This window comes from Qipengyuania sp. 902 (assembly GCF_051195295.1).
Classification (GTDB): domain Bacteria; phylum Pseudomonadota; class Alphaproteobacteria; order Sphingomonadales; family Sphingomonadaceae; genus Qipengyuania.
Genome location: NZ_JBNJLJ010000002.1, coordinates 481,907 through 497,080, shown reverse-complemented (window position 1 = coordinate 497,080; position 15,174 = coordinate 481,907). Strand labels below are relative to the sequence as shown.

12 protein-coding genes, 1 tRNA gene and 1 pseudogene are annotated in these 15,174 nt (G+C 58.5%); 7 read left to right on the top strand and 7 right to left on the bottom strand.

What is annotated here, in order from left to right:
- The first annotated feature begins 12 nt into the window (after positions 1 to 12).
- The 4 genes and pseudogenes from ACSH0F_RS07485 (at position 13) to ACSH0F_RS07470 (ending at position 5,413) form a co-directional block, all read left to right on the top strand.
- Complete coding sequence (locus ACSH0F_RS07485) at positions 13 to 738, top strand: polysaccharide biosynthesis/export family protein (protein WP_435201432.1); 726 nt, start codon at positions 13 to 15, stop codon at positions 736 to 738.
- Positions 735 to 2,879, top strand: coding sequence for a GumC family protein (locus tag ACSH0F_RS07480; protein WP_435201430.1), 2,145 nt, complete (start codon positions 735 to 737; stop codon positions 2,877 to 2,879). The genes ACSH0F_RS07485 and ACSH0F_RS07480 overlap by 4 nt, the downstream gene beginning before the upstream one ends.
- Before the next feature lie 65 nt (positions 2,880 to 2,944).
- Positions 2,945 to 4,066 carry a hypothetical protein gene (locus tag ACSH0F_RS07475; RefSeq protein WP_435201428.1) on the top strand — a complete coding sequence of 374 codons (1,122 nt, stop codon included), beginning with the start codon at positions 2,945 to 2,947 and terminating at the stop codon, positions 4,064 to 4,066.
- A gap of 188 nt (positions 4,067 to 4,254) precedes the next feature.
- A pseudogene (locus ACSH0F_RS07470) lies at positions 4,255 to 5,413 on the top strand (IS3 family transposase).
- A 448-nt stretch (positions 5,414 to 5,861) separates the two neighbouring features.
- Here ACSH0F_RS07470 and ACSH0F_RS07465 read toward each other — a convergent pair.
- Together ACSH0F_RS07465 and cpdR are read right to left on the bottom strand one after the other, a co-directional pair.
- A tRNA-Val gene (locus ACSH0F_RS07465) sits at positions 5,862 to 5,936 on the bottom strand.
- 77 nt (positions 5,937 to 6,013) lie between these two features.
- Entirely contained in the window at positions 6,014 to 6,403 is a 390-nt protein-coding gene (gene cpdR / locus ACSH0F_RS07460; RefSeq protein ID WP_435201426.1) for a cell cycle two-component system response regulator CpdR, read from the bottom strand.
- A 151-nt stretch (positions 6,404 to 6,554) separates the two neighbouring features.
- Between cpdR and ACSH0F_RS07455 the strand changes: the two genes are divergently transcribed.
- Positions 6,555 to 7,469, top strand: coding sequence for an N-formylglutamate amidohydrolase (locus ACSH0F_RS07455; protein WP_435201424.1), 915 nt, complete (start codon positions 6,555 to 6,557; stop codon positions 7,467 to 7,469).
- Positions 7,470 to 7,690: 221 nt separating this feature from the next.
- Here the strand turns inward: ACSH0F_RS07455 and ACSH0F_RS07450 are convergent, their stop codons facing one another.
- The 5 genes from ACSH0F_RS07450 to ACSH0F_RS07430 form a co-directional block, all read right to left on the bottom strand.
- Positions 7,691 to 8,509, bottom strand: a complete 819-nt coding sequence (locus ACSH0F_RS07450) for a class I mannose-6-phosphate isomerase (protein WP_435201422.1) — start codon at positions 8,507 to 8,509, stop codon at positions 7,691 to 7,693.
- On the bottom strand, positions 8,494 to 9,519 hold the full coding sequence (locus ACSH0F_RS07445) for a mannose-1-phosphate guanylyltransferase (RefSeq protein WP_435201420.1): 1,026 nt from the start codon (positions 9,517 to 9,519) through the stop codon (positions 8,494 to 8,496). The genes ACSH0F_RS07450 and ACSH0F_RS07445 overlap by 16 nt, the downstream gene beginning before the upstream one ends.
- Positions 9,520 to 9,603: 84 nt before the next feature.
- Positions 9,604 to 10,533, bottom strand: a complete 930-nt coding sequence (locus ACSH0F_RS07440) for a PDZ domain-containing protein (protein WP_435201418.1) — start codon at positions 10,531 to 10,533, stop codon at positions 9,604 to 9,606.
- A gap of 67 nt (positions 10,534 to 10,600) precedes the next feature.
- Complete coding sequence (locus ACSH0F_RS07435; protein WP_435201416.1) at positions 10,601 to 11,398, bottom strand: SapC family protein; 798 nt, start codon at positions 11,396 to 11,398, stop codon at positions 10,601 to 10,603.
- Between the two features lie 68 nt (positions 11,399 to 11,466).
- The gene (locus ACSH0F_RS07430) at positions 11,467 to 12,915 is read right to left on the bottom strand and encodes an FAD-binding oxidoreductase (RefSeq protein ID WP_435201414.1); all 1,449 of its coding nucleotides are present in this window, start codon (positions 12,913 to 12,915) and stop codon (positions 11,467 to 11,469) included.
- A gap of 160 nt (positions 12,916 to 13,075) precedes the next feature.
- On the opposite strand from ACSH0F_RS07430, the gene ACSH0F_RS07425 reads away from it, so the two are divergent.
- Together ACSH0F_RS07425 and ACSH0F_RS07420 are read left to right on the top strand one after the other, a co-directional pair.
- A complete protein-coding gene (locus ACSH0F_RS07425) occupies positions 13,076 to 13,651 on the top strand; it encodes a hypothetical protein (RefSeq protein ID WP_435201412.1) in 576 nt (191 codons plus the stop codon).
- Between the two features lie 127 nt (positions 13,652 to 13,778).
- Positions 13,779 to 15,158: a DEAD/DEAH box helicase gene (locus tag ACSH0F_RS07420; protein ID WP_435201410.1), complete on the top strand. Its 1,380-nt coding sequence runs from the start codon at positions 13,779 to 13,781 to the stop codon at positions 15,156 to 15,158.
- The last annotated feature ends 16 nt before the right edge of the window (positions 15,159 to 15,174 follow it).

Sequence of the window (15,174 nt, the reverse complement as noted above, 5' to 3'; positions counted from 1 at the left end):
AAGGCGCGCATCATGAAGACATCAGGATCAATCAAAAACTACGTCCTTGCCTTGAGTGGGTTGATGCTATCGCTTGCGCTTTCTGGTTGTGCAACGGATCGGGCCTATGGCGAGGCACCGGGTATTGAAATCGCGGCGCTCGAAGAGCTTCCGGCACCTCGGCTTGAAAACCTTTATTTAATCGGACCCCAGGAGGCGCTCGAGATCGAGGTTGTTGGTGCCGAACGTCTAAGTGGGAAATATCTCACCGATGGAGAGGGGCGCATCTCCTTTCCGTTGGCTGGTTTGCTCAATCTCGAGGGGCTGGCTCCGAATGAGGCAGCTGAATTGATTGAAGACTTTCTACGGGGTAGCTATCTGCTAGATCCGCAAGTACGTGTTATTCCCTCCCAGATCCCTCCGCCTACAGTCTCTGTTGGAGGCCAAGTGGATGAGCCTGGTGAGTACCCGATTCTGGGCCGACAGTCTCTATTGCGTGTTGTCAATCAAGCAGGCGGCTTGGCGGAGTACGCGAAGCTGGATGACGTTTTGATTCTCAGGACCGTCGGAGGCCAGCGCTACATCGGCGCTTATAATATTCAGGCAATCCAGCGGGGTAATTACGAAGATCCGACTGTATATCCCAACGACATTATTGTCGTAGGGGATTCGCCCAATCGTAGGCGCTTGGACAGTATTCTTCGTTTCGCTCCCTTGCTCTCGACTTCTGCTATTCTAATTGATCGGATTGGGCGTTGAACCATCTAAATTTCTCATCCCAAGGACTCGCTGAGAATGATGATCGTCGTGAAGTTGCTGATGAAGGCGTCTCTAGCCGTGATTCCTTCAACATAAACTTGGAGCGATATTGGCACGAGGCTATCGGCCTTAAGTATTGGCTGGCGGGAATAATTGCCGTGGGCCTTCTTCTCGGCACCTTTTTTACGCTTCTGGCGACTCCGCTATATCAAGCTAGCGCGCGTTTGGAAGTTTCTCAGGTGACTGCCGACGTAACCAATCTGGACGCACTTGAGCCCGATACTCAAGTGTCTGAACTTCAATACCTGAACACTCAGTATGAGCTTCTCGTCTCGAGATTTATGACCAGGCGAGTGATGGATGCTGGAAACCTCTCTCGGGACGAAGCTTTTCGCGAGTCCTTTAGGATTGAAGATGAGCGCGATCTAGAGGCCGATATCCAAAGGATTCTTCTCGACAATGTAAGCATCGATCCCATCACGCAGTCGAGCCTCGTCGATGTGAAATTTTCAAGTCCCAACCCGGAGGTGTCTGCCGAAATCGCAAACCTTTGGGTTCGAGAGTTCGTGGCTGCTAATTACGAGAAGCGCTTCGGCGCAAATATAGAGGCTCGAGATTTTCTACAGAGCCAAATTGCTGAACTCCGGGAACGACTTTCCGAATCAGAGCGAGAGCTCGTTGAGTACGCCAATGCTAACGAGATTCTCGTGCTCAATGCAGGTGGTGAATCTGGGGCGGAGAGCGCCGGTCAAACGCTGGTTGGTGCTGATCTAGCGGCGCTCAATGCGGCCTTGGCCGCTGCCGTGGCCGATCGAATAAGTGCGCAAGCTGCAGTCGTCGGGGGAAACTTTCCGAGTAATGATCCGCGCAATCAGTTGCTAGCAAGCTTGAGCGAAGCAGAGGCCGAACTTGCCGTTTTGCGCGCGAATTTTGGGCCGGATTATCCGGAAGTGCAGGAAAAGCAGGCAGAAGTGAGTTCGTTGCGCTCTGCGATTTCCGGTGGAGCTCGCGATCTACTCCAGTCGGCGCGGATCAGAGAAGCAGAGCTTCGCGATCAAGTCGAGCAAGTCAAGCAACGCTTCCTGGGGCAGCAAGGTCAGGGGATAAGCTACGGCATTCTCAAACGTGAGGTCGATACCAATCGCGAAATCTACGATGCTCTTTTGCAGCGCTTCAAGGAGCTTGAGGCGTCTGGGGCCGGGCAGAACAATATCCAAATTATTGACTTTGCGGATACTCCTTCCGAGCCATACGCGCCATCACTGTTCCAGAACCTTCTGGTAGCACTTGTTGCAAGCTTTGTTGTCGCCGCGGGCGTGGTCTATCTTAAGGTAACTCTTAGCCAGACACTGCAGGATCCTGAAGATGTGCGCAGACGTCTCGGCCTTCCCCTGCTCGGTGCTATTCCTCGCGAAATGGACGGAGAATTGGTTGAGCGGCTTACCGAGCGCTCCTCCGAGATAAACGAAGCGTATACCACCGTTCGAACCAACTTAAACTTCCTGACGCCTCAGGGCGCGCCACAAGTCCTCATGCTTACGTCGTCAGTCCCGTCGGAAGGGAAGAGTATCTCCTCGGTCGGGGTTGCCACCAGCTTCGCGCAACTGGGCAAGCGCACACTTTTGATCGATGCGGATCTGCGCAATTCCAAGCTTCATCAAACGCTTGAGTTGCATGAATACGGAAAAGGCGGTCTAGTTCCCCTGCTGGCCAACCAAGAGTCTGACATTTTCTCGCAGATCGTTCCCCTTGAGCAATTTGGTTTTGACTTCCTCCCGATGGGGCGGACGCCACCGAACCCGGTTGAACTCTTGGCTAGTGAGCGGTTTGGACAAATAATTGAAGCAGCCAGAGACGCCTATGACCAAGTCCTTGTCGACGGGGCGCCCATGTTGGCATTGGCTGACGCGATCGAGATGTCTAAATTCGTCAACGGAGTGATCTTTGTTATCGAATCGGAACGGATCAAGTTGCGCGGTATAGAAAACGCTCTCGGCCGCCTCCAGCGATCGGGTGCGCTGGTTTATGGCGCGATCGTCACCAAGGTTAGCCAAAAGAATTCCGCCTATGGCTATGGCTATGGCTATGGCTATGGCTATGGCTATGGCTACGGTGAAGAAAAGCGTGAGGAACCTGCATGATAAGCGAGGTCTGATCCATGAGGGTGGCTCGCACCTTGCGCCTTTTCCTTTGCACCGTTCTGGGCTTGGCATTCGTTATCTGTATCGGTGCTCAGTCGGCGGGGATTGCCCTCACGCGCAAGGCGCCTGAGACTGCTCTTTCGCTGTTTCCTCTCAATGGACTGGCGCAGGAAGAGCTTGCCATCGGGGTGTTTCGTTCGGTAGCCGCAGATCTCGTATCAGCCGAGGTCGGCAACCCTATGGCAGAGCGGTGGGCGCTCGAGGCATACCAGAAGGAACCGCTCACTCCCGAAGCCCACGCAATTCTTGCTTTGGCCGAGCAGGATGAAGAGGCCCGCTCGGAAATCGTAAGCCTTGTTTCGGCATTAAACCGGAGGAATACCACGCTCCAAGCGGTGGTCCTTCAAGAGCAAGTCGCGCAACAGGATTATCCTGGGACGGTCGCTACTCTTGACCGCATTCTGCGGGTTCGGCCCTCACGATCCGCCGAACTGTTTCCAAGTTTGCTCCCGCTCTTCGCAAGAGACGGCGCTGTCGATGAATTTGAACGAATTTTGGATGGCACATCGCCCTGGCACGAAAGGTTTTTTCGGTTTGCGCTCAAGGAACCTGCGGCGCTCACTAACCTCCTGGAATTACGCAAACGTGTGCCATTCGACGATCAGCATTTGGACCAGACGCTTCTTGTGAATCTGGTGGCCCAAGGGGAGCTTGATGCCGCATACGAGTTTTATCAGCGCCTCGGTGTCGATTCAGCTGACGACGATCACGGGCCATTAGACTGGAAATCGACTTTTGCGCCTTTCGAATGGGCATTTTCCGATCGAGCGGGATTTCGCGCCCAACCAAGTTTAAGCGGGGAGGAGCTAGAAATTTCTGCGAGGCCGGGCGAGGGAGGTGTCGTGGCTAGACGCCTCATAAAGACGCCGAATAGCCCATTCAAAATAGAATTTGAGCACAGCATCGATTCGCCTCAAGTATTGAGAGATATCGACATATTGCTTCGATGTGGCGGTGCGGAAGGCGCCCCCTTGTTGGACAGAGATTTGGCGAAGCATGGTGACGGCTTTGAGATTTCTAGCCCTCCAAAATCGTGCAGGTTCATCGAGATCATTATCGAAGCGAGGGCATGGTCGGGACGCTCCCCTCTAAATGCTGAAATCGAGGCCATTCGAATTCGCGACTAATCCTTGCTTGTTCGAATGCCAAAACGTCCGGCTACTGCTGGGATGCAAATGTTGCCGCCAGAAGGTCTATTGCTCTTAGGATTAGCGCCCCGCGGTCTTTTGACCTTGCGCGTTGGATGCTTTGACGTGACCCCGTGATTTTCCTCCAAGTTGGATTAGAGTCCGGCCCTGACAGAAGGACGGACGAGATGAAAAGAACGAGGTTCACCGAAGCGTGCTCAAGGAGGCGGAGGCGGGAGCGAAGACCGCCGACCTGGCCCGGCGACACGGGGTTTCGGAAGCGACGATCTACAACTGGAAGTCGAAGTATGGCGGGCTGGAGGTATCCGATGCCCGGCGGCTCAAGGAGCTGGAGAGCGAGAACGCCAAGCTCATGCGGTTGCTGGCCGATGCGATGTTGGACAAGGCTGCGCTGAAGGATCTTCTGGCAAAAAAGTTTTGACGCCCGCCGCGAAGCGGGAAGCTGTTGCTCATCTCCAGGCGTGCCATGGGATGAGCGAGCGGCGGGCGTGCCGTGTCATCGATGCCGATCGCAAGAGCGTGCGTTACCGTTCGAGGCGAGATGACAATGCAGAACTTAAGGAGAAGCTGCGCGAGCTGGCCAACCAGCGTCGCCGGTTCGGCTATCGGCGTCCGCATATCCTGCTGCGCCGGGAGGGGATCATGATCAACCGCAAGAAGACCCAGAGGCTCTACCGTGAGGAAGGCTTGGCGGTCAGGCGACGAAGAAGCCGCAGGCGTGCTGTTGGCACGAGAGCACCTGCTCCGGTTCTGGCGCTGCCGAACCAGCGCTGGAGCCTCGACTTCGTTCACGATCAGATGGCGTCTGGCAGGCGGTTCCGCGTGCTCAACGTCGTCGATGACGTGACGAGGGAGTGTCTCGCAGCGGTGCCGGATACCTCGATCTCTGGTCGCCGTGTCGTTCGCGAGCTGACCGAGCTGATCGCGCAGCGCGGCAAGCCCGGCATGATCGTCAGCGACAATGGCACAGAGCTCACCAGCAATGCCGTGCTGGCATGGTGCGGCGAGATCGGCGTGGAGTGGCATTACATCGCGCCCGGAAGGCCGATGCAGAATGGCTATGTCGAGAGCTTCAACGGTCGCATGCGGGACGAACTGCTCAACGAGACGCTGTTCTTGAGCATGGCCCATGCCCGTGTCGAGATCGCTGCCTGGGTAGATGACTACAATCGGGAGCGACCGCACTCATCGCTGGGCTACGCAACCCCGGCGGCGTTCGCCGCCGAACTGAATAAGCAATGGCCTGCTTCGCTACGCCCTACGGGCTCCGCTACGCAGCCCATTGCTTCAACCGCGCTTATGCGCAAAAACGCGGCTCGGCTCTAATCCCAGCTGGGGGAAAGCTGGGGGTCACGTCAATTTCGGCCCCCTCAATCTCAGTCGTCACCCGCTGACTTAGAACCCCAAAACGCTCAGCGCCCCTGCTGCTCCTTTTAGCGTTTCGCCGATTAGCCGCAATCTGGCGGTCACTTGTCAAATCGATCCCCCCTGATGGGCTGATTTTCCAAACGAACCCATTTGTGATTTTTCTCTTTATTGCAACCGGTTGCATGGAGGAGGGTCTGTCTTGAGCCCCTGCATTTGTTGGTGTTAGAAAAGTCGGAGGCCAAACTATATGTGGTCGCCCGACCTGCCATCAGTAGCTGATCCTAATGGGGCGGTCGCCAGGAAGACTCTTAAACGTGATCAAGGAAGTCGGCTGGAAAAATCACGCATCGAAGATAAAAAAAGCCCGCCAAACAGGCAGGCTTTTTAATGCTTCAGGAGGCTTCGATGGTGGGCGTACCAAGGTTCGAACTTGGGACCCCTACGATGTCAACATAGTGCTCTACCACTGAGCTATACGCCCACTCATCGGGTTGCCCTTCGGCGGGCAGGGCGGGCATTTAGCGAGCCTTTATAAGCGGTGCAAGGTCAAAATGCCGCTCAACATGGAGCATCGAGCCGTTCCTCCAAAACTCGCTCCACCTCGAGCACCAAATCGCGCAAGTGAAACGGCTTGGAGAGCACCTTGGCATGAGGCTGCTCCCGGCTTGCCTTCAATGTCACAGCGGCAAAGCCGGTAATGAACATTACCTTGGTGTTAGGACTGGTTTCATTGCAGCGCTGCGCCAGCTCGATCCCGTCCATTTCGGGCATGACGATATCGGAAAGGAGCAGATCGTAATCGCCTTCCTCGAGCAGTGGAACCGCTTTTGTTCCTCGGTCTACTGAGTCTACGACATAACCGGCATTTACCAGCGCTCTTTCCAGATAGACGCGCATCGCGTCGTCATCTTCCGCAAGAAGGATCGAAGATTTAGCAGTTCGGCTCATGGGGACACCATAGCGCGGCAGCCCTTAAAGAACCATATACGCTGCGCCGCGAGCCGTCGTGGTGCCGAACTGATCCGGCTCCGCTTGGCGATTTCCTCAAGCTACGCCCGATCCCCTTTGCAATCCAAACTTCGCTGGCTAACGGTATAGGATGCAATCCGGCGGTACAATTCCCGGTCTTGAGGACAAGGCAGCATTTACCCTGGCACCGGGCGGCAGCAATGCTCTGCCGATCTTGCTCGCTGTTCCCCATGACGGAACGGACTATCCGCGTGCTGTTATCGAGACGATGCGCTCTCCTTTATCCACGTGTCTTCGGCTGGAAGATCGCCGTGTCGGCGATATTGCAGATCGGGTTGCAGACCGGACAGGCGTAAGTCTTCTGAAGGCATGCGCGCCGCGAGCGATGATTGACCTCAACAGGTCGAGCGATGACATCGATTGGGGGATGGTGGTGAATGCGCACGAGAAGCCCCACCAACGTTCTCGCAGCACATTTCGCTCCCGCCACGGCCTTGGTCTCGTCCCGCGACGTGTCTCGGGGATCGGCGAAATCTGGCTCCGCCCGATCGACAAACAGGAAATCGATCGCCGCATCGAGCAAATTCACGTACCTTACCACCAGACGATTGAAGAAGAACTGCAACGGCTCCGTGACGTTCATGGAGTAGCGCTTCTGATGGATCTGCATTCAATGCCACCGCTCAAACCCAAGGCGCCCGGCGACAGCGCGGCGGATTTCGTACTTGGTGATCGGTTCGGCGCTTCTTGTGGGGTAGAGCTATCCGAGGTTGTCCTGAATTACCTCGTTGCCAAGGGAGGCAGGGCAGCCCACAACCGGCCTTACGCGGGCGGATATGTTCTCGAACGACACGGGCAGCCGATGCGCGGAATACATGCTATGCAACTCGAGATATCTCGAGGCTTGTATCTCGACGCGGCTTTGGACCGTCCCACTGCCAAACTCCCTGCCATTTCTCGACTTGTTGCCGGACTTTTAAACGTGCTTGGAAGCCAGCTGCTGAAAAGTCAGGGGGCTCCAGACTTTCTGCAGGCTGCTGAATGATCGAAAAAACCACCCCATGTTCCATAACATGGGGTGGCCAAGGTTCAGGGAGGAAATGCACTCACGTGCATTACCGGGATTGCAATGAGGGGTGCACAGCCCGGCCCTTACAAAATGGTGTCCAGAGCATCGCAATTCAAGGGTTGAGATCGCCCTGAGACGATTGCTTCTGGCCTAAAATATTCTCGTTTCGCCGTAGTCTGAACAGGGTCGGTAGGGTATCAACCCGCAGCCTGAGCGATCAGGAGGATGCCGTCGCCTTTTATCCCGTCGCTGGAATATGCCGCGACTAAGGCGCATTCGCCGGGTTCTATGCTATGGTCTCCGACTAAGACGGGGGCATCAAAAGGGATGAGCAACGCTGGACCGCCTGTAAGATCGACCTCGAACCCGGTGGTTTTGCAATCCCGAAAATACAGTGAGAAATGAGAAGACTGGGCGAGGACACCGCCTGGCCCATCGATCTTCGACCGAAGCGATGCTGGATAAGGCTTGCCATGCGAAATCGCCATTCCCTGCTCGAGATGCAATTCACGCGGTCGGCCATAATCGTACAGACGGAAAGTGATGTCGCTATTCTGTTGCACCTCGATCAAGCTCACACCGGCTCCGATCGCATGAACCGTTCCGGCTGGAATGTAGAACACATGGCCTTTCTCGACCGGATGCCAGGTTAACAGATCCACGATCGATCCGTCGAGCGCTGCTTTACGCAATTCATCGGCGTCCAAGGCGCGGTCGAAACCGACAGCGATTGTGGCGTCAGGTTCCGCCTCCAGAATGACCCAGCACTCGTTCTTCCCGGTTTTCCCCAATCCCATCTCTGCCGCCTGAGCGTCATTTGGATGAGATTGGACCGAAAGGCGTTCACTGGTAAAAATATATTTGACCAGCAATTCGTCCAGTTCCGCCGGAGGTTCGAACCAGACCTCACCGATCCGTTCATCGGACAGATGCGGGAAGGGGGCGGGTAGGCATTCGACTCCCCAGACCTTGTCGACAAACTTTCGCGGTAGCGTCCGGATCATTGGTTCTTGCATCGGCTTGCCTGGTTGACTTGCTGCGCCGCAGTTCGCGACGCAACGAGAATATCATCTCCGTCGACGACGACTACGACGTTCTCGAGGCCCACGATGGTCACATGCGGACCGTCGCTGTCGACCATCGAGCCATGGACGTCGATCATCTCCCCGCTGCCCACGATCACGTTGCCATTTTCGTCCTGCGCCCGGTTTTCGAGCAGAGCATCCCAATTTCCGATGTCCGACCAGCCCATATCGGCCTCCACCATGGCCGCGCGGTCCGTGTTCTCCATAATCGCGTAATCGACAGACTCGCCTTTTATCGCTGCGAATGCTGCTGCGTCAGGCTTCACTGCCGTTTTCTCGACTGAGCCCTTTTCGATGGCTTTGGCTGCCGCGTCCGCCATCTCCGGCCGATGCTGAGCCAGTTCGGCCAGAAAACGGCCGGCACGGAATGCAAATATACCACCGTTCCAGGCGTAGTCTCCCTCTGCCAGGAACCGGATGGCCGTCTGGAGGTCGGGTTTTTCGACGAAGCTGTGGACGCGGAATCCGGTACCAACTGCCTCACCACGCCTGATGTACCCATATCCCGTCTCGGGCTGAGTTGCAGCGATACCGAAGGAAACCAGCCAATCCTCCGCGGCAAGCTCGGCAGCAGCCATCGCGGACCGCCGGAAGGCTGCTTCATCGACGATATGATGATCGCTCGGGCACACCAGCATGATATCGTCTTCGTCCAGGCGATGCGCAGCCAAGGCAATGGCAGGGGCCGTATTGCGCCCCATCGGTTCGATAATAAAGTAGGCGTCGTCGACAACCGCGTTCGCTTGTGGGCGGGCAAACTCCATATGATGCTCACCAACCACCATCATGGGCGCAGCGAAGCGGGTACGGTCCGAACACCGGCTAAGCGTCGATTGAAAAAGCGTTTTATCACCCAATAGCGGCAGGAAAGGTTTCGGTTTCCTGGCTCGGCTTCGCGGCCATAGCCGGGTCCCACTTCCGCCGCAGAGGACGACAGGCACTATATTCGGCACAAGCTTACTCCATCTGGTGAACGAGCGGCGCGCTTTGTCAGATACCCGAGAGAACGCAAAGACATTTGGTCGCTAGTTGGCCGTGTCAATTTCGCGCACAAAGTGCCTCGACCAATCGTAAGTCAAACGATCTTTTCCCTGCCCTACCTCTTTAAGCCTCGGCAGTTCGGCTTCCATGAACTCCACCCGTTCGTCCCAGCCATCGTGCGTCCGTTTGCGAAAAATCCACCCGCCGTGCCTTGGCCCCCAACGCCTCATGAAGCGAATTGCCGCGACTGGATCGTATCCTGCGTTGGCCAGCAGCCAGGGAATGAGGCGGTCGGCCTCGCGCTCTGTAAGGCGGACGATATCGCGCTTGCGCCCTGTGCGCCTCATATGGTCCAGATGACCGAGCAGATTGTGCGCCATCTCATGTGCTATGATCGCCGCGAATTCGTCTTCCTGGTATGCGAAACCGGGAAAATTTTCGCCAATCAGTACGCGCTCGCCATCCGCGCTCGCGCGGGAGGAGGAGGTCAGCAGTTCGAAGCGAGACGCGCATGCTTGGACAGGCGTCAGTAGGGCGTGGCGAGCAACTCCTTCCGCATCGAACCAGTCGAGATCGAGACCGCCGGAGGTAAGCTGCCCTTCGATATAGTCCCGAATGTCGTGGGCGCGCTTCCATTTCGGTTCGATCGACTTCCAGCGGCTATAGACCGAAGCGCCGCCGAGCGCGGAAATCGTATCGTTGCGCCGCAGCCCTGCCAGTTCCGCAGGGGAGCCGGGCGCCACCGATTGCACGCCGATATCGCCCTTCAGCCCGAACAGGTAGCGCACGGCCGCGGGGTCGCCATAAGCCTCCGCATCGTGGAGCAGCATTCCGGCAACCGGCAGCGTTGCATCGCAAAATTCGGCATTGGCCGTCGCCAGCCGGTAGCCGACACGGAACAGCAAGTCCTCGCGCAGCTGGAAGACTTCAAGCGGGTGATATTCGCGCTCGGTGGCTTCGGCATCCTGCGCCATTGCTGCATTCGGCGCAGCAATAAGGGCGGCCAGGCCAAGCCCGACCGCCCTCCTGATATTGCGCCAATCAGGCAGTGGTGGACCCGTCCACACCGTTCAGCTGCGCCTGCGGCTGCGGTGCGGTGCCTTGGTTGGTCTGGCGTGCAAACAGCACGCGCATCTGTTCGAGCGAGAACAGGTGGGCGAAGATGAGCTGAAGCAGCCCGCTTTCGTTCCACTTGCGCAGCTGGTCGCCGCGCAGCTCGCGCAGTTTCTCGGCGTTGACCATCTGGAAGCCGCGATAGATGAAAGGCTTGTCTTCGCCCGGGCGCTGGATCGAAACTTCGCCGTCCATCAGCAATCCCGCATCCTTGATTTCGGTCATGAAGGCCTGCGTGCGCTGGCCGGCCTGTTCGAAGCTCTCGCAGAATTCCAGAATGCCCTTGGTCGCTTGGCTCGGCTCCTTGTCGTCGAACAGGCGCTCGCCGTCATTGAACTCGCCGACCGAATCGGCGGTGGGGTCGAAGCAGAGCGACAATTCATCCGCATCGGGGCGCAGGCGGGCGAGCATGAAAGGATAGCGGCGAATATAAGCCGGAAGGTATACGGGTTCGGTGATCTTGCCGGTTTCGTCGACATAAGTGTTCACGCCTTCGTTGAGCGCGAACAGCGCCAGCGGAAGAGGGCTGTTCCCGGCCGAAAACACGATCGGAAGCTGGCGCTGCGCCTGGACGAACTCATCGACCGTCAGCGGAACGGCATGCTGCTTCGAAAGCCACGGAGCCAGATCGACCGGGCGCGTTTTCAGGTCCGCGTGATCGTTGCTGTTTAGCGGCATCAGGTCGTTGTAGAAGAGAGGCAGGTTCGGCTGCGGCGCGCTGGCCATGGAAAATCTCCGAAAACAAAGGAATGGACGGGCATGCGCCTGGGCACGCGCGCGTGGTGCGCAGCGCTTTAAGCGGTCGCGTGGTCTTTCGCAAGCGGCACAAGCTTGCCCGGGTTGAGCAGACCATCGGGGTCGAGCGCCTGCTTGACGCTGCGCATCATGGCAAGCGCGACGGGGTCGCCAAGCCGGCCCAGTTCATCGCGTTTTACCTGCCCGATCCCGTGCTCAGCGCTGATCGAACCGCCGAATTCGTCGACGAGGTCGTGAACGAAGGCGCTGACGCGCTTGCCCTCGTCGGCTTCCCATGCGCCGCTGGAGGCACCTGGAGGAGCGAGCACATGGAAGTGGATATTACCGTCGCCGAGATGGCCGAAGCCGACGGCGCGTGTTCCGGGGAATTTCTCTTCGACCTGCGGGCTGGCTTCTTCGACGAACTTCGCCATTGCCGCGACGGGTACCGAAATGTCGTGCTGCATCGCCGGGCCGATCGCGCGCTCGGCGGGCGCTATCGAATCGCGCAGCAGCCAGAAGGCATCAGCCTGTGCTTCGTTGGCGGCCAGCACCGCGTCCTCGAGCAAGTCTTTCTCGAATGCTTCCGCGAGCATCTTTTCAGCCGCCCCGCGCACTGCATCCTCCGCATCTGCAGTGCCGACCAGTTCGATCAGCGCATGCCATGCGTGGTTGCCGTCGAGCGGTGCTCGCGCATCGGGCATGTGAGCAAGCACGGATTCGAGACAATGCGCCGGCAGGACTTCGAACCCTTCCAGCATGTCGCCCGCAGCATCCTCGCAATGCAGCAACAGTTCGCGCGCCGCCCCGATCGACGATAAGCCGACCCATGCGACGACGCGCTCGCCGATCTCCGGCAGCAGGCGCAGCGTCGCCGCCGTGACGATACCCAGCGTGCCCTCCGATCCGATCAGCATTTGCTTGAGATCGAAGCCGCGATTGTCCTTCTTGAGCGGTGTAAGCGCGTCGAAGACAGAACCATCGGCCAGCACCGCCTCGATCCCCAGCACCTGCGCGCGCATCGTGCCGTGGCGCAGCACTTGCGTGCCGCCCGCATTGGTCGAGATCAGCCCGCCTATCGTGGCCGAACCCTTGCCCCCGAGGGTGAGCGGAAAGCGCATGCGCTCCGCCGCTGCTGCTTCGTGCAAGGTCTGAAGAATAACCCCTGCATCGCAAGTGACCTGTCGGGCGCGCGTATCGAGTTCGCGGATCGCGTCCATGCGGCGCAGCGACAGCAGGACCTGCGCTCCGCTCTCGTCAGGGGTCGCGCCGCCGGACATGCCGCTATTCCCCCCCTGCGGTACGATCGGGACGCAGTAGCGGGCGCATAATTTAACGAAGGCGGCAGTTTCCGCGGTGGATGAGGGCGAAGCGAGGCCGACCGCCTTGCCGGTATAGCGACCGCGCCAGTCGGTCAGCCATGGTGTGACCAGTTCGGGATCGGTAGTGAATCCGCGCGGCCCGAGCAGGCTGGCGGCTTCCTCGATGAAGGCTTGCATATCGGACATCGCGGCATCCTTGCCACAGGTCGGCGGGCAAACGCCACTGCCTTGCTATCGCGGCACGATCAATTAAGCGGATATTCAAGCGCATGGGGGCAAGGGGGCATCCGTCGCTGATGAGCGAGCCGCGAGTATTTTGCGGCACAGGAGCCGACCGAACGCGCCAATGCCATTTGTTTCCGCCATCCTCTCCTTGCTGCTTCCTCTGGCAGCCACACCCGACGATGTGCGGGCGGACGAAGTTGCGCGGCAGTCGAAGGCGCAGGAGCAGGCCGGGCCGATGTCGCGTCACGAGATGTCCGAACGCCTGCCACCATGGCACGGGCTGGCGGACCTCTCGGAGCCGCCGGTCGCCAACCAGGTCAGGATAGAGCGCCGTGTGATCTTGCGGATCAGCCCTCAGCCCAGCCGCGCCCGGAGCAATCTGCTTTCGCAATTGCCGCGCCAACCGGTCGCGACGCAATTGGTGGAGCGGCCGATGGGCGATTGCCTCCCGGCCAACGGGATCGTCGGCGTGTCCGACCGCGGAAGCCGCCTCATCATTTATATGCGCGACCGCAGCCTGATTTCCGCACAGCTGGAAAAGGCCTGTAGCCCCCGCGATTTCTATCTCGGCTTCTACGTCGAGCGCAGTGATGACGGTCAGCTCTGTGTAGATCGCGACCGGTTGATGTCGCGGGCGGGTGCGAAGTGCCGGATTTCCGAGATGAACCGGCTCGTTGCCGTTCGGCCACGCGACTAGGCAAACCGGCGCGCAACGCCGCGCTTATCTTGACTTTACCGCCCGAAACCGCAAAGGGCGCGGCCTGCCGATGGCGCATTCTTGTGCCATGCGAGCGGCACCAAATCCAGGGATACATTTGACGCGCATGACCTTTGCCGATCTCGGCCTTTCCCCTGACTTGCTTAAGGCAGTCGACGACGCCGGCTATACCGAGCCGACCGACATCCAGCGCGAGGCCATTCCGCCGGTGCTGATGATGAAGGACATCATCGGCATCGCGCAGACCGGCACCGGCAAGACGGCAAGCTTCGTCCTGCCGATGATCGACATCATGGCGAGCGGCCGCCGCCGCGCGCTGATGCCGCGTTCGCTGATCCTCGCCCCGACCCGCGAGCTGGCGGCCCAGGTGGCGGAAAACTTCGAAAAATACGGCAAAAATCACGACCTGAAGCTCGCCCTCCTCATCGGGGGCGTGCAGATGGGTGACCAGGTGAAGGCGTTGAACGAGGGCGTCGACGTTCTCATTGCTACGCCGGGTCGCCTTATGGATCTGTTCGAGCGTGGCAAGATCCTGCTCAACGGTTGCGAGTTGCTGGTCATCGACGAGGCCGACCGTATGCTCGACATGGGGTTCATTCCCGATATCGAATTCATCTGCGACAAACTGCCCGAACAGCGCCAGACCATGCTGTTCTCGGCTACCATGCCGTCGCCGATCGAAAAGCTGGCCAAGAAGTTCCTTAACAATCCCAAGCGGATCGAGGTGAGCCGTGCGGCGACGACCAATAAGGACATCACTGCCTTCAAGGTCCCGGTGACGAGCCGCCAGAAGCGCGAAACCCTGCGCTGGCTGCTCAACAACGACCTGGTCGAAACCGCGATCATCTTCGCCAACCGCAAGACGACCGTGCGCGAGCTCAACAAGAGCCTGCAGCGCCACGGCTTCGCTTCGAGCGAAATCCATGGCGACATGGACCAGTCGAGCCGCCTCAAGGAACTCGACCGGTTTAAGAAGGGCGATGTGAATATCCTCGTGGCGTCCGACGTCGCCGCGCGCGGACTCGACATCAAGGGCGTCAGCCACGTGTTCAATTTCGACACGCCATGGCACCCGGACGATTACGTCCACCGCATCGGCCGCACGGGACGGGCAGGGGCAAAGGGTCGCGCCTTCACCTTCGTCGCCCCCGAGGATGCGGAGGCTATCGAGAATGTCGAGAAGCTGACCGGATCGAAAATCGACGTCTTCGGCAAGAAGGATGTGCGCGTCGCACTGAAGGCCCCCGGCGCGAACAAGGGGGCCGACGCCGATGACGTAAACGATGACGGTGCGGCTTCGGAGAAAGGCAAGGACCGGAAGCAAGCGCCGCCGAAGGCAAAGCCTGCGAAAGCGGAGCGGGATGCCAAGCCGAAACGAGATCGTCAGCCGAAAGGGCAGGGCAAGGCATCCGCCGACAGTACGCCCGCCGATGCAGGCGACTGGAACGGGCCGGTTCCCGGCTTCCTGGACGTCTCGGCGACCTGAAACATGATTTACGCTC